Consider the following 21580-nt stretch of genomic DNA (forward strand, 5'->3'; position numbering starts at 1 on the left):
AACGAATGAAGAATTCTTTGCATAGCAACTGGGCGATCTACCGCCGCTTGCTGGGATATTTGGGCCGTTATTGGAAGGTTTTTCTGATCTCGCTGGTGTCGATGACGGTGGCGGCCTTGACCGAGCCGGCCTTCGCCCGCCTGATGAAGCCCTTGATCGACAACGGTTTCGTCAACCGCGACCCGCATGCGATCGCCTGGGTGCCCTTGGCCATCATCGGCGTGTTCGCGGTGCGCGGCGTTACCAGCTTCATCAATGAATACACCTCCAGCTGGCTGACCGGGCATCTGGTGCAGACGCTGCGCGAACAGATGTTCGCCAAGATGCTGCGCCTGCCGGTGCAGTACTATGCCGACAACCAGTCCGGCCGTCTGGTGTCGCGGATTTCCTACGACGTCAACCAGGTCACCGAAGCCGGCTTCAGCGTGATCACGGTCACGGTCAAGGACGGCGTCACCGCGATCAGCCTGCTGGCCTGGCTGCTGTACATAGACTGGCAGTTGACGCTGATCTGTCTGCTGGTGCTGCCGGTGGTGTCGTTCTGCATGCGGGTGGTGGGCAAGCGCCTGCGCAATCTGTCGCGCGAGAACCAGCAGAATATGGCCTTGTTGACCCAGGTTTTGGGCGAGGGCATCAGTTGCCAGCGCGTGATCAAGGTCTACGGCGGCGAAGCGCGCGAGAGCGAGCGCTTTCACCAGGCGGCGGCGGCCATCCGCCGCAACGCGGTCAAGCAGAGCGCGGCGACCTCCGCCAACACCGGGGTCACTCAGCTGATGATCGCCTGCGCCTTGGCCGCCATCCTGTATTTCGCCACGCTGCGCGCGCAGGGCGGCGCGTTCACCGCCGGCGACTTCATGTCCTTCTTGACCGCGATGATGCTGCTGTTCGCGCCGGTGAAACGCATCACCGGCATTGCCCAGGCGATGCAGCGCGGCCTAGCGGCGGCGGAGTCGGTCTTCGATTTCCTCGACTTGCCGGAAGAGCCCGATCACGGCCGCACCGCCTTGCCGCGCACACGCGGCAAGTTGCAGCTGTCGGGGGTGAATTTCCGCTACCCGGCGGCGGAGCGGCAGGTGTTGCGAGACATCAACCTGCAGGTCAATCCCGGCGAAACCGTCGCCTTGGTCGGTTCGTCCGGCAGCGGCAAAACCACCCTGGTCAGCCTGATTCCGCGATTTTACGATCCGGACGACGGCGAAATCCGTTTGGACGACGTGCGCTTGCAGGACATGCCCTTGAACGATCTGCGCCGGCATATCGCCATGGTCAGCCAGGACGTGCTGTTGTTCAATGACAGCGTGGCGGCCAATATCGCCTACGGCGAAGCCTCGCACAGCCGCGAAGCAGTGGTGGAAGCCGCGCGCGCGGCCAATGCGCTGGAGTTCATCGAGGCGATGCCGGAGGGCTTTGACACCCTGATAGGCGAAAACGGCGTACGCCTGTCCGGCGGTCAGCGTCAGCGGCTGGCGATTGCTCGCGCCCTGCTGAAGAACGCGCCGCTGTTGATTCTGGACGAGGCGACTTCGGCACTGGACACGCAGTCAGAAAGACTAGTGCAAAGCGCGCTGGAAAACCTGATGAAGAATCGCACCACTATCGTGATCGCCCATAGACTGTCGACGATTGAAAGCGCCGATCGTATCGTGGTGATGCATCACGGCGAGATCGCCGAGGAAGGCTCGCACGCGCAGCTGCTAGCGCGCGAAGGACTCTACGCCAAGCTGCACAGCCTGCAGTTCAAGGACGAGGACGGCGAGGCGGGCTGAGCGGTTATGGCGGTGAACGCAAATCGGCCAAGGCGGATGCCTTGGCCGATTTGTTGTGTGGACTGTGATTCAGAGCTTGGCTTCAAACAACGGGTCTTGCGGCGCTAAGCGGCGGCCGTTCTCCTGAATGGTGTGCCAAACCGGCTGGCCTTGCACTTGCGACTGAACATCGCGCGCCAGCAGGCAATAGGCTTCGCGATTGCATTCGCTGGAATAGGCCCGCAACAAAGTGACTTTGGCCGGAAGGTTGTCCGGATTGTCGCGCAGCGAATCTTTCAGTACCCGCACCGCGTCGCGGGTACGGCCGTAGGCGAGGAAAACTTCCGCCTCGCCAACAGGATCAATGCCGCGCTGGCACGGCTTGGTATAACGTACTTTCTTCCAAAAGAATTGCAGGGCGTAATATCCCGCCATCAGTCCAAAACTGGCGGCAAACGCGCTCAACGCTACCATGTGGCTTCTCCCCTTCCGCTTTGCAACGACTTGGCCTCGCCGGCGGTTCCCCGATATTGTGCGCTCGGGCTTCAAGCTTTGCGCGGGGCTGACCTGCCGGCCTTCTCCATCTCCGGTAGATTCATTATTCTGATGAAGCGGCGCAAGCGGCAATCCGTAGAAATCCTTATCGGATCTGTACCGATACCGTTTGAGCGTTAACTATTTCTGTCCAGTATTTTCTCGAGTATTGCAGAAGGCAGGCCGGCCTGAATAGTGGCGCGTCCCAGTTGTTGCAATAGCACAAATCGGATGGTGCCCGCTTCCACCTTCTTGTCGTGGCTCATTAACTCCTGCCAGCGCGTCAGCGGCATCCGCGGGCTTTTGACCGGTAGGCCGGCGGCGGCCACCAGGCCGCGCACGCGTTCGACGTCCGAGGAGGATAGCCAGCCCAGTTCGGCGGAGGCGGCGGCAGCCAGCACCATGCCGGCGCCGATGGCTTCGCCATGCAGCCAGGCGCCGTAGCCCAGGCCGGCTTCGATGGCGTGGCCGAAGGTGTGGCCCAGGTTGAGCAGGGCGCGCACGCCTTGCTCCTTTTCATCCTGGCCGACGATGTCGGCCTTCATCTCGCAGCTGCGCTTGACCGCATGCTGCAACGCGTCGGGGTCGCGCGCGCGCAGGCGCGGCATGTTTTCCTCCAGCCAGCCTAGGAAGGCCGCGTCGCCCAGCAGACCGTACTTGATCACTTCGGCGAGGCCGGCGGACAACTCGCGCTCCGGCAGCGTGTCCAGCAGCGACATGTCGGCGATCACCGCTTTGGGCTGGTAGAACGCGCCTATCATGTTCTTGCCCTGCGGATGATTGATCGCGGTCTTGCCGCCGACAGAGGAGTCGACTTGCGCCAGCAGAGTGGTGGGAATCTGGATGAAGGGCGCGCCGCGTTGATAGCAGGCGGCGGCGAAGCCGGTCATGTCGCCGACGACGCCGCCGCCCAGCGCGATCAAGGTGGTCTTGCGTTCGGCGTTGCGCGACAGCAAGGCGTCGAAAATCAGGTTCAGCGTATTCCAGTCCTTGTGCTGCTCGCCATCCGGAAGCACAACGCTGAAGGACTCGATCCGATGTTGGGCCAGCGCCTGTTGCAGCCGGGCCAGATAGAGCGGCGCCACGGTCTCGTTGCAGACGATGGCGACCTTGGGCAAGGGCAGGTGGGGAAGCAGCAACTCGACCTGTTCCAGCAAGTCCCGGCCAATGTGAATCGGGTAACGGGTGTCGGGCAGGATCAGGTCGAGGGTAATCACAATCAGCTTCCTTGTGCGGGTCTGTGTTTGGGGGGGAGGCCGGCGAGTTGCTCCATCAGGCGGGCAACCAGCAGGCTGACATTCTGCTGCGTGGTGTCGACGACGATGTCGGCCACCTCGCGGTATAAGGGGTCGCGCTCCTGGAACAGGCTTTCCAGCTTGGCCCTGGGGTCGGCGATTTGCAGCAATGGACGGTTTTTGTCGTGCAGGGTGCGGGCCAGCAGATCGTCTATGGTGGCGCGCAGATAGATCACGGTGCCGTGAGCGGCCAGGCAGGCGCGGTTTTGCGGGCGGATGATGGCGCCGCCGCCCGTGGCCAGAACGATGTTGTCCAAGCGGGCGAGGTCGGCGATGACCGAGGTTTCCCGGTCGCGGAAGCGCAACTCCCCCTCGATGTCGAAGATGGTCGCGACGCGCACGCCAGTCCTGGCCTCGATCTCGTGGTCAGAGTCGTAAAAGGTTTTGTCGGTGCGCCGCGCCAAAGCTCGGCCCACCGTGGTCTTGCCCGCGCCCATCAAGCCGACCAGAAAAAAATTGCCTGCCGGTTTCTCCATGGCAGGCATTGTAGCCGAGCTTGGCCGCGCTGTCTTTCGGCGTTGCAGCAGCGCCAAGGGCGCTGCGCGGCCGGGGTTTTACTGATTATTGCCGCTCAGGTCCTCCACCACGCGCGGTGTGATGAAAACCAGCAATTCCGTGCGGTTGTCGTACTTCTGCGAACTGCGGAACAGCGCGCCCAGGAAGGGAATGTCGCCTAGCAGCGGCACTTTGTTGACGATGTCGCTGATCTGCTGTTGGTAGATGCCGCCGATCACCACGGTGCCGCCGTTCTCCACCAGCACTTGAGTGGTGACCTTCTTGGTGTCCAGCGCCGGAGTGCCGCCCACGGTCAGCGTTGGGCTGACGCTGTCCTTGTTTACCTTGATGTCCAGCATCACGTGGTTGTCCGGCGTGATCTGCGGCTTGACGTTCAGGCTGAGCACCGCTTTTTTGAACGAGGTGGAGGTGGCGCCGCTGGACGAGGCTTCCTGATAGGGAATCTCGGTACCCTGTTCTATGGTGGCTTCCTGCCTATCCGCGGTCATGATGCGCGGACTGGAAATCACCCGTCCCTTGTTCTCGGTCTGCAGTGCTTGCAACTCCAGGCCGATGATGGCGGATTTGCCCACGGTGTAAAGCGCGGTTAGCGAGCCGGCGGGGTTGGTAATGGGCAGATTGATGCCGGGCTTGATGACGTAGGGGCTGGCGGTGGCGTTGTTTAGACGGCCATTGGCGTTGGTGATGGCGTTGTCCAGTCCGCCGCCGGAAATGATGCCGTTGCTGGTAAAACGGTCATAGGACAGCTTGACGCCCAGATTGCGGCTCCAGTTGTCGGTGGCTTCGACGATTCGCGCCTCGATCAGCACCTGCTTCACCGGCACATCGGTCTTGCCTATGATGTCGCGGATCTTGTCTATGGTGCTGCCGGTGTCGTTGATGATCAGGGTATTGGTTTTGGGGTCGATCAGCGCGCTGCCGCGCTCGGTCAGAATGCTTTCCTTCTTGCCGGTGGTGTTCGTGCCGTCCAGCACCTTCTTGAAGTCTTCCGCCGAGCGGTAGCGCAGCACAAAGGTTTCCGAGCGCACCGGCTCCAGCGTGGCCAGCTGCTGCCTGGCTTCCTGCACCTGCTTGTCGCGCGCCAGCAATTCTTCGCGCGGCGCAATCTGAATGATGTTGCCGGCGCGGCGTTGGTCCAGGCCCTTAGTCTGCAGGATCAGGTCCAGCGCCTGGTCCCAGGGCACGTCTTTCAGCCGCAGCGTGATATTGCCGTTGACCGAGTCGCTGGTGACGATGTTGAGGCCGGTGAATTCGGCAATCACCTGCAAGACGGTGCGCACTTCGATGTTCTGGAAGTTCAGCGACAGCTTGTCGCCCTTGTACTGCGGTTTCTGATTGCTGTCGGCGCTGGCGGCGGATTCCGGCGCCGGCCGGCGGATTTCGACGACCAACTGGCCGTCGGTCTGGTAGGAGGAGAAATCCCAGTCGCCCTGCGGCTGAATCTGGATGCGGCTGTTGCCGCCCTGATTGCGGGCGTCGATCTTGGACACCGGGGTGCCGAAGTCGGAAACATCCAGGCGTCGCTGGTTCTGCCTGTCTAGTTGGGTGCCCAGCACGTCCACCAGCAATTGTTTGCCTTCGCGGCGGATATCGACCGGGGTATTGGCGGACGGCAGCTTGATCTCCACCCGGCCTTCGCCGTTCTTGCCGCGGCGGAAGTCCAGCGCCAGCGGCTGAGCGCTGGCGATCTGAGCCTGGCTTGGGCGCGCGGCGGTTTGCGGGCTTGCGGCGGGGCGCTCTACCGGCGTGGCGGCTTGAGCGGCATTGCCCAGATTCGGGTTCAGCGTGACCCGCAGCGTGTTACCGGCCACGCTGCTGCTGTACAGCGCGTTGCGGCTCAGGCTCAGCACCAGCCGGGAGCGGCCGTTGGCTTCCACCGCCACCGCCGATTTAACCAGCGGGCCGCCGAAGTCTTGCTGCGGCTTGGCCATCTTGACGCTGGCGCCCGCGAAGTCGAAGGCGATGCGCGGAGGGTTGGCGATGGCGAAGCTGTTGGGCTGGACGGCGGGGCCGTCAAAGCTGACTTGCAGCACCTGTTGGTCGCCGTCGCCGTTGGCGAGCTGGATCGCGGTGATCGCCGGGCCGGCGTCGGCGAAACTGAACAGCAGGGACAGGCCCAGCCCGGACAACAGTTTGATGGAGTGCTTGCTCATTTGTTTTGCCCTTGTTCGTCCAGGTACATGCTGGTGTTGCGCTGCACCCATTCTCCGTTCAAATCTTCCACGGTCTCGGTCAACTGGATGTCCGTGTCGCCGACTTTCTTGATCTGGCCGAAATTGGGCCCGACGAAATTACCGGCCTGAACGCGGTAAATCGCGCCTTCCGGCGTGCGCACCAAGCCGTAGTTGGCGCCGCCGCGGCGGATGACGCCGACAATCTTCAACTTGTCCAGATCGTAGTTTTCCAGCGCTTCGCGCGGCCGCTTCATGTCCGGCGCGTTTGCCAGGTTCTGGTTCTTGGCCGCGGCGAGTTTCTGCGAGTTGAAGGGGTCTAGCAGGTCAAAGGCCTGATAGGCGAACGGCCGGTAGGGCTGAGCCTGAGGCAAAGGCTCGATCTGGCCGCGCAGGCCCTGGGTGCTGGTTTGCATCCACTGGCGCAGATCATCGGTATCGCTGCTGCCGCAGGCGGCGAGCAGCAAGGGCAGTAAGCAAGCGAGAGTTCTTGTCATGGGTTTTGCGGCTCACTTGTTGGCGGGGGCCGGCTGTATGGCCCGCTCCTCGGGCTCCAGCGCCCGGAAGGTCTTGGCGGTGGCGTCCATGGTCAGGCGCGCGCCCTTGGCGTCCGGCGTCAGGCTGATGTCGACGATGGTGACGATGCGGGACAGCTGTGCCACATCGCTGACGAAGGCGGCCAAGTCGTTATAGCTGCCAGTCAGGCGAATGGTGATCGGCACTTCCGCCATTTCGGCCGTCTTGATTTCCGGATTAGGCCGGAACAGCTCGAACTGTAGTCCGCGGCCGATGCCGGCTTGGTTGATCTCGGTCAGCAGCGTGTCCATGTTGGATTTGGTCGGCAGCTGTTTGAGCAGGGCGCCGAAAGAGGCGTCGATTTCCTTCAATTGCTGTTGCAGCGCGTCCAAGTTGACCGCCTGGCGTTTCTTGTCGACGTAAGTCTGCTTGAGCTGTTCTTCCTGCTGCTTGGCGCCGTTGAGGCGGTCCAGTTCATCGCTGAGCACGAAGAAATATCCGAGGCCCACGAAGCAGGCGACCAGCAGCGCCAGCGCGATGGCCTGACCCTGCAGCGGCCAGTTGGCGATGTCCTTGGGGTCCAGCGTGCGCAATTCGTCCAGCGTCATGGTTTGGCTCCGTGGGCGGCGGCGGGCTGGCCGGTTTTGGGCGGGGCGGCTTCGCGCAGGCTGCAGTTCAGGGTGAATTCGTTGGCGCGCTGGCCGTTGATGTTTGAGGCCTTCACTTCGACCAGCACCGGCGCGTCAAAAACATTGGATTGGGCCAGGCTGCGCATATAGTTGGAAACCCGCGCGCCGGACAGCGCGTAGCCGGACAGCGTGAATTGGTTGCCGGCTTGCTTGAAGCTTTTTAGATAGACGCCGTCCGGGGTCTGGCGCACCAGCTGGTCGAAAACGTGGACGCCCTCGTTGCGGCCCTGTTCCAGCCGTTCCACCAGTTGCTTGCGCGACAGCAGATCGTCGCGTTGCTTTTTCAAGGTGCCGATATTCTTGATTTGGCTGTCCAGCTTGGAGATTTCGCCTTGCAGGAAATCGTTGCGCTGTTGTTGATGAGACAGGCGGCCGCCGATGATCAGATAGCTGAGCACCACCAAGGCCAGCGAGGCCACCAGCGTGAGTCCCAACATCACCTGGAAGCGCAGCCGATGCGCCGCTTTTTTCTGTTCGCGGTGCGGTAGGAGGTTGATGCGTATCATCAGTCGAACCTCCGCATGGCCAGGCCACAGGCCACCAGCAGCGCCGGCGCGTCCATCAGCAGCTCCTTCAGGCGGATATGGCTGGATTGCACCATGGTGCTGAACGGGTTGGCGATCATGGTGCTGATCTGGGTGCGGCCGGCCACCGCGTCGTCCAGCCCCGGCAGCATGCTGCAGCCGCCGGCCAACAGGATGTAGTCGACGCGCAGGTATTGCGACACGCTGACCGTGGTGTAGAAGAACTGCAGCGCGCGCTGTATCTCCTGCGCTAGCGAGTCGACGAAAGGATGCATCAGTTCGGACTCATAGCCGTCCGGCAGGCTCATCCCGCGTTTGCCGCTTTCCGCTTCTTCGTAGCTGATGCCGTAGCGGCGCTGGATGTCGCGCGTCAATTGCTGGCCGCCGAACACCTGCTCGCGGTAATAAACTTGCTGGTTGTTGCGAATGACGTTGCAGTGGATGCGGGTGGCGCCGATGTCGAACAGGGCGAAGGTTTGGTTCATGCCTTGTTCCGGCAACTGCTGCTCGACTTGTTCAAAGGCCGTCATCATGGCGAAGGACTCGACGTCCACCACCTGAGCGCGCAGGCCTGCCATCTCCACCACCGCTACGCGTTCTTCCACTTTTTCCTTGCGGGCGGCGCAAAGCAGTACTTCCAGATCGTCGATGCTGGACGGAGCCGGCCCCAGTACCTGATGGTCCAGATTCACCTCTTCCAGCGGGAAGGGAATGCTCTGGTTGGCTTCGGATTCGATCAATTCCGCCAAGTTGTCGGTCTGGCTGACCGGCACCAGCAGCTTCTTATAGATAGCCATCGCGGTGGGAATGGCGATGGCGACGTGGCGGGTGGGGCTGCCCAGCCGCTTCCAGGCGCGGCGCAGGGTTTCCGCTATGCCTTCGATGTCCACCAGGTTGCCGTCGCTGATCGCGTCTTTGGGCAAGGTTTCAATCACATAGCGCTCAACCTGGCAATTTTTACCCGAGCGGGATAGCTCCACCATTTTGACGGCGGTGCTGCTGATATCCAGTCCCAACATTGGAACATTTTTAGCCTTCCCCAATCCAAGTTGTTCTAGCCAGGGAGGGGCGGATTTGAGTTTGTCGATAAGCATCAGGTGCCTCGATTGGTCCTATGCGACAGTTTTTTGGCCTGTCGCTGCCATTGTTTGTCTTGCCTGCTTTCACAAGACGTTATAATCCGGTTTCCAGTGAAAGCCCATTGTAAATATGCTAAGACGAATCCTCGCAATACTTGCAGGTCTGTTTCTAGGTGGAGCCGTATTGGTTGCTGGCGCAGGCGCCATTGCAATCATCATAACCTACCCGCGCTTGCCGAGTCTTGATGTACTGACGGACTATCGTCCGAAAATTCCCCTTCGCGTATATTCCGCCGACAATCAACTGATAGGCGAATTCGGCGAAGAGCGTCGTTCTTTCTCCCGCATCCACGAAGTGCCGCAGCTCATGAAGCAGGCGGTGATGGCGGCAGAGGACGAGCGTTTCTACCAGCACAGCGGCGTTGATTACGTTGGCGTGGTGCGCGCGGCAGTTGGCAATCTGGTGTCCGGACATGCTCGTTCCGGCGCCAGCACCATCACCATGCAGGTGGCAAAGAACTTCTTTCTGTCCAGCGAGAAAACCTTTACCCGCAAGTTCAACGAAGCGCTGCTGGCCTTCAAGATCGAACACACGCTGACCAAGGATCAGATCCTGGAGCTATACTTCAACCAGATCTATCTGGGGCAGCGCGCCTACGGCTTCTCCGCCGCGGCGCAGGCCTATTACGGCAAGCCGCTGGCGGACTTGTCCGTGGCGGAAATGGCGATGCTGGCCGGCCTGCCCAAGGCGCCGTCCGCCTACAACCCCATCGTCAACCCGGACCGCGCCCGTCTGCGCCAGCAATACGTGCTGCGCCGGATGCGCGAGCTCAACTTCATCACTCAGGAGCAATACGACGCAGCCTTGGCGGAGCCGATGAAGCTGGCCAGCCAGAGCGCGGACAGCAGCAGCCAGCCGGCGCAGTATGTGGCGGAAATGGTGCGCCAGGCGATGTATGAGCGCTATCGCGAATCGGCGTACACCGAAGGCTTCAAGGTTTACACCACGCTGGACAGCCGCCACCAGAAATGGGCGTACGACGCCTTGCGCGCCGGCCTGGTGGATTACGACCGCAAAATGGGCTACCGCGGCCCCGAGAGCACGGTGGAACTGTCCGGCGCCGAAGGCGAACAGCAGACCGAGGCGCTGGACGACGCCATTAGCGAGCTGCGCGATAGCGGCGACATGCTGCCGGCCATCGTCTTGTCCGCCAGCCCGGCGGAAGTTCGCGCCTATATGCGCGGCGGCAAGGTGGCGGTGATCAAGGGCAACGGCCTGGACTTCGCCCGCCGCTCGCTGGGCGGCAAGGTCAGCGCGGCGCAGCAGATCCGCCGCGGTTCGGTAATCCGCATCCGCGCGCATGAAAAAGGCTATTGGGAAATCGTGCAGATGCCGGAAGTGGAGGGCGCCTTCGTGTCCATGGACACCCGCACCGGCGCGATCCGCTCGCTGGTGGGCGGTTTCGACTTCAACCGTCGCAGCTTCAACCATGTGACCCAGGCCTGGCGCCAGCCCGGCTCCACCTTCAAGCCCTTTATCTACTCCGCCGGCATCGAACGCGGCCTGACTCCGTCCACGATGATCAACGACGCGCCGCTGTCGGTGGTGGGCGCGGACGGTCAGCGCTGGGAACCCAAGAACGACAACGGCAAATTCGCCGGCATGATCACCATGCGCAGCGGCCTGACCCAGTCCAAAAACCTGGTGTCCGTGCGGGTGCTGATGGCCACCGGCACCGATTACGCCCAGCAATACATCCAGCGTTTCGGCTTCGCCGCCAAGCAGCATCCGGCCTACCTGACCATGGCGCTGGGCGCCGGCGCGGTGACGCCGCTGCAAATGGTGGAGGGCTACTCGGTGTTCGCCAACGGCGGCTACCGCAGCAAGGGCTATTTCATCGACCGTATCGAAGACCAGTCCGGCCGCGTGTTGGCCAAGACCGTGCCCACCGTCGCAGGCCAGAACGCGCCGCAGGCCATAGACCCGCGCAACGCCTTCATCATGAGCTCCATGCTCAAGGACGTGGTGCGCTACGGCACCGGCTACCGAGCGATGAGCCTGGGCCGCACCGATCTGGCCGGCAAAACCGGCACCACCTCGGATTGGAAGGACGCCTGGTTCGTAGGCTACAACCCCAACCTGGTGGCCGCCGCCTGGGTGGGCTTTGATCAACCGCGCTCGTTGGGCCGCTACGGTTACGGCGGCACCGCGGCGCTGCCGGTGTGGATCAATTACATGGCCAACGCGCTCAAGGGCCAGCCGGAGGTGGACATGCCGGTGCCGGAAGGCATCGTGGTCAAGGCCGGCGCCGGCCAGCGCGGCGGCGACGAGTACTACTACGAAGAGTTCCAAAAGACTAATCCGGAACTGAAAGTGGACAACCATGGAGCAGTGCCGGGCGCGGGCGGAGACGCCAGCGGCGGCGCCAGCGAGACGCCGGACAAGCCAGCCGCTCAGGATGCGGTGGAGAACGTCAAAGACCAGTTGTTCTAAAAACGTGTTCCATTCAATGCTGCACAGCCCCGCCTCCCGGCGGGGCTTTTGCATGGGCGGTTAGCTTAGATCACGCCTTGCGCCAGCATCGCCGCCGCCACCTTGCCAAAGGCCGCCACATTGGCGCCGCGGGCGTAGTCGACGGCGCCGTCCGGCTGGGCTCCGTGCCGCATGCAGGCCTCGTGAATCTCCTCCATGATACGGCGCAGCCGGGCGTCCACCTCTTGTGCGCTCCAGGGCAAGTGGGTGGCGTTCTGGCTCATTTCCAGGCCGGACACCGCCACGCCGCCGGCGTTGGAGGCCTTGCCTGGCGCGTACAGCGCGCCGGCCCGCTGAAAGCGCTGCGCCGCTTGAGCGGAGCAGGGCATATTGGCCCCTTCCGCCACGCAGAAGCAGCCATTGGCCAACAACGCTTCCGCGTCGTCGGCGTCCAGTTCGTTTTGCGTGGCGCAGGGCAGCGCGATATCGCAGCGCAAACGCCACGGCCGTTGCCCAACGAGAAAGTCCAGGCCGTGGTTGGCGGCGAAAGCGGCCAGCCGGCCGCGGCGTTGGTGCTTGTGTTCGACTAATGCCGCCAGCAAGTCCGGACTGAGGCCCTCCGGTAGGCTGAGCGTGCCTTCCGAATCCGACAGGCTGATTACCTGGACGCCCAGCGCCAGCAGCTTTTCCGCCGCGTACAGCGCGACGTTGCCTGAACCGGACAAGGCAGCACGCTGGCCGGCCAGCGTCTGTCCGCGCGTGGCCAGCATGCGCTCGACGAAATACGCCAGGCCGTAGCCGGTGGCCTCCGGCCGCATCAGACTACCGCCGTAGCTGGGCCCTTTGCCGGTGAACACGCCGGAAAACTGATTGCTCAAGCGCTTGTGCTGGCCGAACAGATAGCCGATCTCGCGCGCGCCGACGCCGATGTCGCCGGCCGGCACATCGGTTTCGGCGCCGATGTGGCGGAACAGCTCGCTGGCGAAGGCCTGGCAGAAGCGCATCACCTCGCCCTCGCTCTTGCCCTTGGGGTCGAAGTCCGCGCCGCCTTTGGCGCCGCCCAGCGGCAGGCCGGTCAAGGCGTTCTTGAAGGTTTGTTCGAAAGCCAGGAATTTCAGCGTGCCCAGCGTCACCGAGGGATGGAAGCGCAGGCCGCCCTTGTACGGGCCCAGCGCGCTGTTCATCTGCACCCGGTAGCCGCGATTGACCTGGACGTGGCCGTGATCGTCCACCCAGGACACGCGGAACAGGATGACGCGCTCCGGCTCCAGCAGCCGCTCCAGCAAGCCGTGGTCGAAGAAGTGAGGATGGCTACCCAGGAAATCGTCCAGGCCGTGCAGCACTTCCGCCGCGGCTTGGTGAAATTCGATTTGTTCCGGGTCGCGCAGGCGAACCCGGTCCAATAAAGTTTGCAGAGCATGGTGCATGGACAAGACCTTTGGTGTGGCGGGCCGAGCGGATGAGCCGGCCCTGTGTTGTCATGGGTCGTGTAAAGAGCGGTCCGCAACGCCGAAGCTTGATATGAGTTGTGAGCGAGGTGTCCGGCGAAGCGGTGGTATGTCTGCCTGGCCGCGGGTGGCGGGCGAGCTTGCCGCAGGGCGGCGGGGGCGAGCGGGTCCGATCGGACGCGGGGCCGTGAGCCGCGTCGCTCGGGGTGGCCGGACGACGCGGGAATCCCCAGTGTAACCGATATCCCCGTTGCTCTCCCCCCCGGCCTGGTCGTCATGACGGGCCGCTTTCCATCGGTATATTTTCCTCGGGGTGCAAACTTGGCGCTTGGGGGCGGTCTATCTCTTTTTGCAAACTATCCGGAGGAGTCGGCCCCATGCTGCAGAATTACTTTCCCATCCTGTTATTCATCGTTGTCGGACTGCTGGTGGGAGTGGTGCCGCTGCTGATGGGCAAGTTGTTGGGGCCCAACCGGCCGGATCCGGAAAAACTATCGCCGTATGAATGCGGCTTCGAGGCCTTCGAAGACGCGCGCATGCGCTTTGATGTCCGCTACTACCTGGTGGCCATCTTGTTCATTCTGTTCGATCTGGAAGTCGCCTTCATGATCCCCTGGGCGGTGACGCTGAAGGAGCTGGGCGGTTTTGGCTTGGGCGCGATGGCGGTGTTCCTGGGCGTGCTGGTCGTCGGCTTCATCTATGAATGGAAGAAGGGCGCCCTGCAGTGGGACTGAGGATAGGCTGAGCCAGCGCTCTCGCACCCGCGCCCGCATTGCCGGCGCGGGTTTGTTTTTTTGGGAAGCGCCTCAGGATAAGACGCGCCGGCCGGCGCGATGTCGTTCAGGCGGGCGATAAAAACGCTTTCAGAATGCTCATGTACCACCTGTACGTTCCGCTTCTTCAACCGTTTTCGTCTTGTTTCACCTTAGCTCGCGAGATCGTAAACACGTTCTTAGGGCCAAGGCCCAGTCCTGCGCGAGGATCGCCGTTTCACCGGCGGTGAATGCGTGCCGCAAGCGCGGTGTTGCTCAACAAGGATGTCGATGGCGCGCATTGCGAGTACTCGTGGGATGGCGCGCGAAGTATGGCGGCGGCGGCGTCCAGTCCGGCGCGGGGAAGGGGGGACAGGGCGGATCATGGCGGCCTCCTTGTGGCTGGCGATGGCGGCTGGCGCCGTGTAGGCAGCCGGACTGCTGGAAATCGTTGATTCGAATCAATGCTCCCCGAATGCCCGAATCCGTACAGTTCGGCCCGAGTACCGCGCCGGCGGTGCAAGCATTCGAGGAGGACATGATGAGCGCGAGCTTCACCAAATCGACCGCCCGCAATATTTTTTACGGCGGCTCGGTTTTCTTTTTCCTGTTGTTCCTGGGGCTGACCCTGGACACCACCCTGGCCCTGCCCAGCCATAACGCCAAGGCCCAGCTCACCGAACAAGCGGTGCGCGGCAAGAAGATCTGGGAGACGCGCAGCTGCGGCGGCTGCCACACCCTGCTAGGCGAGGGCGCCTACTTTGGGCCGGAACTGGGCAACGTCTACGTGCGCCGCGGCCCGGAATTCATCAAGGGCTGGATGCAGGCGATGCCGACCAACGCGCCGGGCCGCCGCCAGATGCCGCAGTTCCACCTGAACCCGGCCGAGCTGGACGACCTGGTGGCCTTCCTGAAATACGCGTCGCAGATCAACACCAATAACTGGCCGCCCAATATCGAGGGCTGATCCCGTCCCATCCCTTTATCTTTGGAGAACACAATGAGCAACGCTACCGTGGCCACGCCGCCGCGCGGCGCGACCGCAGCCGTCGCGCAGGTGCGCTACCGCTCGCAGGCCGTGGCCAAACCCTATTTCATCGCCGCCATCGGCCTGTTCATCGGCCAGATCGTGTTTGGTCTGATCATCGGCCTGCAATACGTGATCGGCGATTTCCTGTTTCCCGCCGTGCCCTTCGGCACCGCGCGCATGGTGCACACCAACCTCTTGATCGTCTGGCTGCTGTTCGGCTTCATGGGCGCGGGCTACTACCTGATCCCGGAAGAGAGCGAGCGCGAACTGCACAGCCCGCGGCTGGCCATCATCACCTTCTGGGTGTTTCTGGTGGCCGGCGCGCTGACCATACTCGGCTACCTGGGCCTGCCTTACCATGAGCTGGCCCGGCTCACCGGCAACGATCTGCTGCCCACCATGGGCCGCGGCTATCTGGAACAGCCGCTGATCACCAAAGTGGGCATCGTGCTGGTGGCGCTGTCCTTCCTCTACAACCTGTCCATGACCCTGCTGGCCGGCCGCAAGACCAGCATCAGCATCGTGATGATGCTGGGCCTGTGGGGCCTGGCCGTGTTCTTCCTGTTCTCCTTCGTCAACCCCAACAACCTGGTGCTGGACAAATACTACTGGTGGTGGGTGGTGCACCTGTGGGTGGAAGGCGTGTGGGAACTGATCATGGGCGCGATGCTGGCCTTCGTCCTGGTCAAGGTGACCGGGGTGGACCGCGAGGTGATCGAAAAATGGCTGTACCTGATCATCGCCATGACCCTGATCACCGGCATCATCGGCACCGGCCACCATTATTTCTGGATAGGCGTGCCGGCCTACTGGCAGCTGTGGGGCTCCATCTTCTCCGCGCTGGAACCGGTGCCCTTCTTCATGATGACCCTGTTCGCCTTCAATATGGTCAAGCGCCGCCGCCGCGAGCACCCCAACCAGGCCGCCACGCTGTGGGCGCTGGGCACCGGGGTGATGTCCTTCCTGGGCGCCGGGGTGTGGGGCTTCATCGGCACGCTGTCGGTGGTCAACTACTACACCCACGGCACCCAGGTGACCGCCTCCCACGGCCATATGGCTTTCTACGGCGCTTACGTGATGGTGGTGCTGACCATGATCTCCTACACCATGCCGCTGCTGCGCGGCCGCGAGGCCAATTGCGCGCAGGCGCAGAAGGTGGAAAAAACCGCGTTCTGGGTGATGACCCTGTCCATTGTGGCCATCACCTTGTGCCTGACCGCCGCCGGCGCGGTGCAGGTGTGGTTGCAACGGATGTCCGCTGCGCCGCTGTCCTTCATGGAGACGCAGGAGCGGATCATGCCCATCTACTGGGGGCGCTGGGTGTTTGGCATCAGCTTCTTCTGCGGGCTGGTGTTGTACGTGATCAGCTTCTTCGTCACCGGCAAGCGCGAGGATTGATGGCGGCGCGGAAGATCTTGGCATGGAGCTGAGCGCGCAGCCCGAGCGCCGCGTGCCGGGCGATCTGGCGATGTGGTGTTTCATCCTGGCCGAGCTGGCGGTGTTCGGCGTGTTCTTCCTGGCCTATGCCTGGGCCCGCCGACAACAGCCGGAATTGTTCGCGGCAGGGCAGGGCGAGCTGGAGCTGGGCCTGCCCACGCTCAACACCCTGCTGCTGCTGGCCGGCAGCGCCGCCATGCTGGCCGCGCTCAGCGCCTTTTCCGCCGGGCGGCAACGCGCCGGGCGGCGCTGGCTGGCGCTGACCTTGCTGGCCGGCGGCGGCTTTCTCGGCTTGAAAGGCTATGAGCTGGTGGGCAAGGCCTTGCAAGGCATCACCTTGTCCAGCAACGATTTCTGGATGTTCTACCTGTCGCTGACGGTGTTTCATTTCCTGCATGTGGTGTTGGGCATGGTGATTGTGGCGGCGGTATGGCGACTGGCCCGCAACGGCCGTTACACGCCGGAGTCCATGGATGAGGTGGAAACCGCCGCCGCCTATTGGCATATGGTGGATCTGGTGTGGTTGCTGTTGTTCGCCCTGGTCTACGTGGCGAGATAGCGCGGCCGCGCAAAGCCTTATTTCGCATCAAGGCGGCCGCCGCGCCGCATCGGCATCCTAGCCACATGACTTATCCCACCCCTCTTGCGCAAACCGGCCTGTGGCTGCTCTTGTCCGGGCTGACCCTGCTGGCGGCCTGGCTGGCCGAAGGCGGCCGGTTGCCGCATCTGGCGCTGATCGCGCTGGGCCTGGCCTGGCTCAAGGGCGTGCTGCTGGCGGAGCGCTATATGGGCTTGCGCGACGCGCCTCGCTGGCTGCGCGCGCTGGTGCAGGGCTGGCTGGCGCTGGTGTCGGCCGCGCTGCTGCTCAGCTTTATCTGAAGGAACGCCGATGAACGCGCCTGAACTCCTGACTATCCCCGTCCCCTTTTACCAGCCGCAAGGCGCCGAGTGCGAGCTGTTCGAAGCCGCTTGGCGTCAACAATTACCGGTGCTGATCAAGGGGCCAACCGGTTGCGGCAAGACCCGCTTCGTCGCTCATATGGCGGCGCGGCTCGGCCTGCCGCTGATTACCGTCTCCTGCCACGACGACCTGAGCGCCGCCGATCTGGTGGGCCGCCACCTGATCGCCGACGGCGCCACCGTCTGGTGCGACGGCCCGCTGAGCCGCGCGGTGCGGATAGGCGGCATCTGCTATCTGGACGAAGTGGTGGAAGCGCGCAAAGACACCACCGTGGTGTTGCACCCGCTGACCGACGACCGCCGCATCCTGCCGGTGGAGCGCACCGGGGAAGTGCTGCAAGCGCCGCCGGGCTTCATGCTGGTGGTGTCCTACAACCCCGGCTACCAACACGTGCTGAAAACGCTGAAACCCAGCACCCGCCAACGCTTCGTCGCCATGGCTTTCGATTTTCCGCCGCCGGAAGTGGAAATCGGCGTGCTGATGCGGGAAAGCGGGATAGGCGAAGCGCTGGCGCGCCAACTGGTGACGCTGGCCGGCCAGCTGCGGCGCTTGTCCGGCTACGACCTGGAAGAGGCCGCCAGCACCCGGCTGCTGGTGTACGCCGCCAAGCTGATCCAGGCCGGCCTGCCGCCCTGGCAAGCCTGCCGCACCGCGCTGGCGGAGCCGCTGAGCGACGACGCCGACACCGTGGCGGCGCTGCTGGCGGTGATCCAGACCCAATTCCCCGGCTGAGCGGCATGGAAGACATTGTCGGCGGCTGGTGGGACAAATTGGCGCGGCGCGCGGCGCGGCGCGGCTTTCCGGAATGCGCGGCGGAGCTGGCGCAGGTGACGGCGCAAGCGCCGCTGTTCTTCCGCGCCATGGGCGGCGACCCGGCGTTGGCGCTGCGCTCCACCGTGGGCACCGAGCACGGCGCGCGCCGCGGCTGGCTGCAGCGGCTGGCCGGCACCGGGTCTAGGGTGGAACTGGCCTGGCGCGACAGCCAGGCGCTCTACCTGCCGGAGCGCATCGACTGCTTTCCCAGAGCCCCCCTCAACCGCGACTGCTATTTCTGGCTGCTGGCCCAGGCCGCTTACGCCGCCGGCTGCGATGGCGACTGGCTGAGCCGCAACCGCCTGGCCGCGGCGCGCGCCTTGGCGGACATGCCTGGCCTGGCCGCCGTTTACCACCGGTTGGCGGCGGCCGCCTTGGAACTGCGGCCGAACCCCGCCAGCCTGCCGCCGGCGGAGGCCGCGGTGGAGCGCGCTATCCAGGCGGCGCTGAGCCGGCCGGAACACGCCGTGACGCTGCCGCCGTTGAGCCGGCCGCCGCAGCCGGTGCCGCTGTGGCTGCATCCGCAGCCGCCATTGGCGGAGGCGGACGGGCAGGGCAGCCGCCACGCCGACGGCGAACGCGGAGGCGGCAAGGACGCCCAGCGTCAGCGCCGCCGCTATCGCGCCCGGCGCATGGAACAGGATCCGCGCAAGAACGGCATGCTGATGGTGTTCCGCGCGGAAAGCCTGTTCACCTGGGACGAATACGTCAAAGTCAACCGCCACAACGACGACGACGATGACGGCAATGGCGAAATCGCCGCCGAAGACATGAACCGGCTGACCCTGGGCCAAGACGCCCACACTCGCGGCAGCCGGCTGCGTTTCGATCTCGACCTGCCGGCCGCCGCCTACGACGACACCCCGCTGGGGCCGGGCATCAAGCTGCCGGAATGGCACTGGAAGCGGCAATGCCTGGTGGAGGACCACTGCCTATTGCGGCCGATGCTGCCCCGCGACGCCGCGCCGTCCCCGCTGCCGGAGCGTTTGCAGCCGCTGGCGCGCCGGCTGCGGCGGCAATTCCAGTCGTTGGCGCCGGAGCGCCGCCGGCGCAGCGGCGAAACCGCAGGGCCGGACATCGATCTGGACCGGCTGATCCGCTTCCTCGCGGAACGACGCGGCGGCGCGGCGCTCAGCGAGCCGGCGCTGTATCAGGACTGGCCGCCGGGCGAGCGCAGCCTGGCCTGCCTGACCCTGGCTGACCTGTCCTTGTCCACCGAAAGCTGGCTGGGCGAAACCGGCCGGGTAATCGACGTGATCCGCGACAGCCTGTTGCTGTTCGCCGAGGCTCTGAGCGCCAGCGGCGACGACTTCGGCCTGTACGGCTTCTCCTCGCTGCGGCGGCAGGAAGTGCGGCTGCAAATCCTCAAAGACTTTGCCGAGCGTTACGACGACGCCGCCCGCGGCCGCATCCTCGCCATCCGGCCCGGCTACTACACCCGCATGGGCGCGGCCATCCGCCAGTGCGCCCGCATCCTGAGCCAGCGGCCGGCGCGGCGCCGTTTGTTGTTGCTGATCTCGGACGGCAAGCCCAACGATCTGGACCATTACGAAGGCCGCTACGGCATAGAAGACACGCGCCAGGCGGTGCTGGAAGCCCGCCGCGCCGGCCTGACGCCGTTCTGCGTGACCATAGACCGCGAGGCGGGCGACTACCTGCCGCATTTGTTCGGCCGCAACGGTTATGCGCTGGTGCGGCAGGCGGAGAGGTTGCCGCAGGCGTTGACCCGGCTGTATGCCAGCCTTACCGCATGAACGCAGCAAACAAAACCCCTGATGCTGCGTTGCGCCGACTTGCCGTACTCAATGTACTGTCTGCGTCGGCGCGCCTTGCCTCAGGGATTTTGTTAGCCGCTTTAGCGGGCTGAATGGCAATTGTTTGATGTTGCGCCAAGTCCGTCTGCGCTATGCATGGCATGGTTCCGTTTCTTTTTCAGGTTCCCGAGGGGCGGGTTAAGAGACGCAGGCAAATACGAATTCGACGTGCCCCAGCTCCCTTCAAGCCTGCCGACGGGTGGCAGGCCCGAGGTTTTAAGCGGCTGCTTGTTCGAGCACCGCGACGTTAGCGCGGTGCGAGTTCAGCCGCGCCTCGGGCCTGACGGGACCCGGCGGGAAGCCGTAGGCCAGGCTTGCAGGGCGGCCTTTAGGGTAAAGGGAGATTTGGCCGCGCAAATCTCCCTTTCCGTTTTATTCCCTCGCGACGCTGCGCTTGCCTCGCTCGGTCACGGCGGAACCGGCCCTAAATCATCATCCGCGAAGCGGATTCGAAAATGATGAACATCGCGAACACAGAAGGATTCCATGGCCAAAAAATTCCCGCTTCACCCCGCCCACCCCGAACGCATCTGCTGGGGTTGCGATCTGTATTGCCCCGCCCACTCCCTGCAATGCGGCAACGGCTCCAGCCGCACCCAGCACCCGGCGGAAGTGCTGGGCGATGACTGGTATCTGCACGGCGACTGGGGCCTGGAAGACTCGCCTGTCGTGCTCAAAGAAGGCTGACAAGACAATTCCCCGTTTCTCCCGCCACGCGGCCGGCTCTAATCACATCGAACTAGGCCGCTGCTGCCAATGGCGCATGGCCGTGGGCGGAGCGCGATTTTATAGTGTAAGCCCCCACCCTTATCGAGCCACACCGTCATGAGCCATCTGGACATTCCCTCCTTCCTGCGCCACCAGCCGCTGTTTCAGCAACTCTCCCCGGAACAGATACAAGCGCTGGTGCCGTACACCCAAGAACTGCGCGGCCTTAAAGGCCAGGTGATCTTCCAGAAGGGCGATCCCTGCGACGGCATGTTCCTGGTGGTGTACGGCCGGGTAAAGCTGGCGCTGTCCTCGGCGCAGGGCAGTGAAAAAGTGATGGAAATCGTCCACCCCGGCCAGAGCTTTGCCGAGGCGGTGATGTTCCTGGGCCGGCCCTGCCCGGTAATGGCCCAGTTTCTGGAAGACGGCATGCTGCTCAAAGTGGAAGCAGCCGGCATCCTGCAAGCGATAGACCACGACACGGCCTTTGCCCGGCGCTTGCTGGCCGGCCTGTCGTTGCGCCTGCACGGCCTGGTGCGGGACGTGGAGCGCTACTCCATAGAAAGCTCCTTGCAGCGGGTGATTGGCTATCTGCTGCAACACATCCCGGAGGAGGGCGACAGCCTCACGCCGCAGGTATCGCTGCCGGTGAACAAAAGCCTGATCGCCTCCCGGCTCAACCTGACCCCGGAAACCTTCTCGCGCATGCTGCACCAGTTGATCGAAGCGGAGCTGATCCAGGTGGACGGACGCGACATCACGCTGGTGGATGTGGAGAGGCTGAAGGCCTTCGGCAGCTGCGCCTAAAACGCCCTACGCCCCCAATCGTAGGGTGGGAGAAGCGCAGCGATACCCACGCGGAAACGATTCAATGCGATAGGCCCGCCGAGCAGCCGCCTATGGCGTCTCCCACATGGCGCGTTGCCTTCGGACGGCCAAAGGCTCTGGCATCGGCGCGCCCACCAGCGCCTGGCGGGCAGTGACCATATTCTTGAACCCCGCCAGGCGATAACACTGCCGCACACAGGTATCGCGGTTGGTCCACTTCCCGGACGCCCACATCTCCAATAAAGCG

20 protein-coding genes are annotated in these 21580 nt (G+C 63.6%); 11 read left to right on the top strand and 9 right to left on the bottom strand.

Annotated features, from left to right (window positions below):
* The first annotated feature begins 5 nt into the window (after nt 1-5).
* The gene (msbA, locus tag MOV80_RS14175; protein WP_043589778.1) at nt 6-1766 is read left to right on the top strand and encodes a lipid A export permease/ATP-binding protein MsbA; all 1761 of its coding nucleotides are present in this window, start codon (nt 6-8) and stop codon (nt 1764-1766) included.
* 69 nt (nt 1767-1835) lie between these two features.
* Here msbA and MOV80_RS14180 read toward each other — a convergent pair whose 3' ends face one another.
* The 8 genes from MOV80_RS14180 to MOV80_RS14215 form a co-directional block, all read right to left on the bottom strand.
* A complete protein-coding gene (locus tag MOV80_RS14180; RefSeq protein ID WP_019103344.1) occupies nt 1836-2219 on the bottom strand; it encodes a hypothetical protein in 384 nt (127 codons plus the stop codon).
* Between the two features lie 197 nt (nt 2220-2416).
* Entirely contained in the window at nt 2417-3496 is a 1080-nt protein-coding gene (gene aroB, locus MOV80_RS14185) for a 3-dehydroquinate synthase (RefSeq protein ID WP_249605229.1), read from the bottom strand.
* A gap of 2 nt (nt 3497-3498) precedes the next feature.
* Nucleotides 3499-4059 carry a shikimate kinase AroK gene (gene aroK / locus MOV80_RS14190; RefSeq protein WP_081575855.1) on the bottom strand — a complete coding sequence of 187 codons (561 nt, stop codon included), beginning with the start codon at nt 4057-4059 and terminating at the stop codon, nt 3499-3501.
* Between the two features lie 69 nt (nt 4060-4128).
* Nucleotides 4129-6243, bottom strand: a complete 2115-nt coding sequence (locus MOV80_RS14195) for a type IV pilus secretin PilQ (protein ID WP_043589785.1) — start codon at nt 6241-6243, stop codon at nt 4129-4131.
* A complete protein-coding gene (locus tag MOV80_RS14200) occupies nt 6240-6758 on the bottom strand; it encodes a pilus assembly protein PilP (protein ID WP_039756086.1) in 519 nt (172 codons plus the stop codon). The genes MOV80_RS14195 and MOV80_RS14200 overlap by 4 nt, the downstream gene beginning before the upstream one ends.
* Before the next feature lie 12 nt (nt 6759-6770).
* Nucleotides 6771-7385, bottom strand: coding sequence for a type 4a pilus biogenesis protein PilO (locus MOV80_RS14205; RefSeq protein WP_043589788.1), 615 nt, complete (start codon nt 7383-7385; stop codon nt 6771-6773).
* On the bottom strand, nt 7382-7972 hold the full coding sequence (locus tag MOV80_RS14210) for a PilN domain-containing protein (RefSeq protein WP_019103338.1): 591 nt from the start codon (nt 7970-7972) through the stop codon (nt 7382-7384). The genes MOV80_RS14205 and MOV80_RS14210 overlap by 4 nt, the downstream gene beginning before the upstream one ends.
* Nucleotides 7972-9009 carry a pilus assembly protein PilM gene (locus MOV80_RS14215; RefSeq protein WP_019103337.1) on the bottom strand — a complete coding sequence of 346 codons (1038 nt, stop codon included), beginning with the start codon at nt 9007-9009 and terminating at the stop codon, nt 7972-7974. Before MOV80_RS14215 ends, MOV80_RS14210 begins: the two co-directional genes overlap by 1 nt.
* A gap of 292 nt (nt 9010-9301) precedes the next feature.
* Here MOV80_RS14215 and MOV80_RS14220 point away from each other — a divergent pair, with 292 nt between their 5' ends.
* Entirely contained in the window at nt 9302-11563 is a 2262-nt protein-coding gene (locus MOV80_RS14220; RefSeq protein WP_238537426.1) for a penicillin-binding protein 1A, read from the top strand.
* A gap of 65 nt (nt 11564-11628) precedes the next feature.
* On the opposite strand, the gene gdhA is transcribed toward MOV80_RS14220, so the two are convergent.
* Nucleotides 11629-12969 carry an NADP-specific glutamate dehydrogenase gene (gene gdhA / locus MOV80_RS14225; RefSeq protein ID WP_249605230.1) on the bottom strand — a complete coding sequence of 447 codons (1341 nt, stop codon included), beginning with the start codon at nt 12967-12969 and terminating at the stop codon, nt 11629-11631.
* A 398-nt stretch (nt 12970-13367) separates the two neighbouring features.
* On the opposite strand from gdhA, the gene MOV80_RS14230 reads away from it, so the two are divergent.
* The 9 genes from MOV80_RS14230 to MOV80_RS14270 all read left to right on the top strand — a co-directional run bounded on the left by MOV80_RS14230 (nt 13368) and on the right by MOV80_RS14270 (nt 21312).
* On the top strand, nt 13368-13724 hold the full coding sequence (locus tag MOV80_RS14230; RefSeq protein ID WP_019103334.1) for an NADH-quinone oxidoreductase subunit A: 357 nt from the start codon (nt 13368-13370) through the stop codon (nt 13722-13724).
* Nucleotides 13725-14217: 493 nt separating this feature from the next.
* A complete protein-coding gene (locus MOV80_RS14235; protein WP_269473792.1) occupies nt 14218-14709 on the top strand; it encodes a cytochrome c in 492 nt (163 codons plus the stop codon).
* 33 nt (nt 14710-14742) lie between these two features.
* Nucleotides 14743-16170 carry a cbb3-type cytochrome c oxidase subunit I gene (locus tag MOV80_RS14240; RefSeq protein WP_118268368.1) on the top strand — a complete coding sequence of 476 codons (1428 nt, stop codon included), beginning with the start codon at nt 14743-14745 and terminating at the stop codon, nt 16168-16170.
* 22 nt (nt 16171-16192) lie between these two features.
* A complete protein-coding gene (locus MOV80_RS14245; protein ID WP_249605231.1) occupies nt 16193-16768 on the top strand; it encodes a cytochrome c oxidase subunit 3 in 576 nt (191 codons plus the stop codon).
* A gap of 65 nt (nt 16769-16833) precedes the next feature.
* A complete protein-coding gene (locus MOV80_RS14250) occupies nt 16834-17088 on the top strand; it encodes a cytochrome C oxidase subunit IV family protein (RefSeq protein ID WP_019103331.1) in 255 nt (84 codons plus the stop codon).
* Nucleotides 17089-17098: 10 nt separating this feature from the next.
* The gene (locus MOV80_RS14255; protein ID WP_249605232.1) at nt 17099-17902 is read left to right on the top strand and encodes a CbbQ/NirQ/NorQ/GpvN family protein; all 804 of its coding nucleotides are present in this window, start codon (nt 17099-17101) and stop codon (nt 17900-17902) included.
* 5 nt (nt 17903-17907) lie between these two features.
* Entirely contained in the window at nt 17908-19737 is a 1830-nt protein-coding gene (locus MOV80_RS14260; RefSeq protein ID WP_249605233.1) for a VWA domain-containing protein, read from the top strand.
* A 546-nt stretch (nt 19738-20283) separates the two neighbouring features.
* Nucleotides 20284-20484, top strand: coding sequence for a DUF3079 domain-containing protein (locus MOV80_RS14265; protein ID WP_249605234.1), 201 nt, complete (start codon nt 20284-20286; stop codon nt 20482-20484).
* Nucleotides 20485-20622: 138 nt separating this feature from the next.
* On the top strand, nt 20623-21312 hold the full coding sequence (locus MOV80_RS14270; protein ID WP_249605235.1) for a Crp/Fnr family transcriptional regulator: 690 nt from the start codon (nt 20623-20625) through the stop codon (nt 21310-21312).
* Nucleotides 21313-21580: the final 268 nt, after the last annotated feature.

The sequence above is a fragment of the Chromobacterium sp. IRSSSOUMB001 genome (genome assembly GCF_023507765.1).
In the GTDB taxonomy this organism is placed as follows: Bacteria; Pseudomonadota; Gammaproteobacteria; order Burkholderiales; family Chromobacteriaceae; genus Chromobacterium; species Chromobacterium haemolyticum.

Coding starts and splice junctions, on each gene's coding strand:
- msbA (WP_043589778.1), top strand. CDS start 6: ATGAAGAATTCTTTGCATAGCAACTGGGCGATCTACCGCCGCTTGCTG.
- aroK (WP_081575855.1), bottom strand. CDS start 4,059: ATGCCTGCCATGGAGAAACCGGCAGGCAATTTTTTTCTGGTCGGCTTG.
- MOV80_RS14255 (WP_249605232.1), top strand. CDS start 17,099: ATGAACGCGCCTGAACTCCTGACTATCCCCGTCCCCTTTTACCAGCCG.
- gdhA (WP_249605230.1), bottom strand. CDS start 12,969: ATGCACCATGCTCTGCAAACTTTATTGGACCGGGTTCGCCTGCGCGAC.
- MOV80_RS14260 (WP_249605233.1), top strand. CDS start 17,908: ATGGAAGACATTGTCGGCGGCTGGTGGGACAAATTGGCGCGGCGCGCG.
- MOV80_RS14210 (WP_019103338.1), bottom strand. CDS start 7,972: ATGATACGCATCAACCTCCTACCGCACCGCGAACAGAAAAAAGCGGCG.
- MOV80_RS14230 (WP_019103334.1), top strand. CDS start 13,368: ATGCTGCAGAATTACTTTCCCATCCTGTTATTCATCGTTGTCGGACTG.
- MOV80_RS14250 (WP_019103331.1), top strand. CDS start 16,834: ATGACTTATCCCACCCCTCTTGCGCAAACCGGCCTGTGGCTGCTCTTG.
- MOV80_RS14245 (WP_249605231.1), top strand. CDS start 16,193: ATGGAGCTGAGCGCGCAGCCCGAGCGCCGCGTGCCGGGCGATCTGGCG.
- MOV80_RS14265 (WP_249605234.1), top strand. CDS start 20,284: ATGGCCAAAAAATTCCCGCTTCACCCCGCCCACCCCGAACGCATCTGC.
- MOV80_RS14270 (WP_249605235.1), top strand. CDS start 20,623: ATGAGCCATCTGGACATTCCCTCCTTCCTGCGCCACCAGCCGCTGTTT.
- MOV80_RS14195 (WP_043589785.1), bottom strand. CDS start 6,243: ATGAGCAAGCACTCCATCAAACTGTTGTCCGGGCTGGGCCTGTCCCTG.
- MOV80_RS14235 (WP_269473792.1), top strand. CDS start 14,218: ATGCCCGAATCCGTACAGTTCGGCCCGAGTACCGCGCCGGCGGTGCAA.
- MOV80_RS14240 (WP_118268368.1), top strand. CDS start 14,743: ATGAGCAACGCTACCGTGGCCACGCCGCCGCGCGGCGCGACCGCAGCC.
- MOV80_RS14215 (WP_019103337.1), bottom strand. CDS start 9,009: ATGTTGGGACTGGATATCAGCAGCACCGCCGTCAAAATGGTGGAGCTA.
- MOV80_RS14180 (WP_019103344.1), bottom strand. CDS start 2,219: ATGGTAGCGTTGAGCGCGTTTGCCGCCAGTTTTGGACTGATGGCGGGA.
- MOV80_RS14205 (WP_043589788.1), bottom strand. CDS start 7,385: ATGACGCTGGACGAATTGCGCACGCTGGACCCCAAGGACATCGCCAAC.
- MOV80_RS14200 (WP_039756086.1), bottom strand. CDS start 6,758: ATGACAAGAACTCTCGCTTGCTTACTGCCCTTGCTGCTCGCCGCCTGC.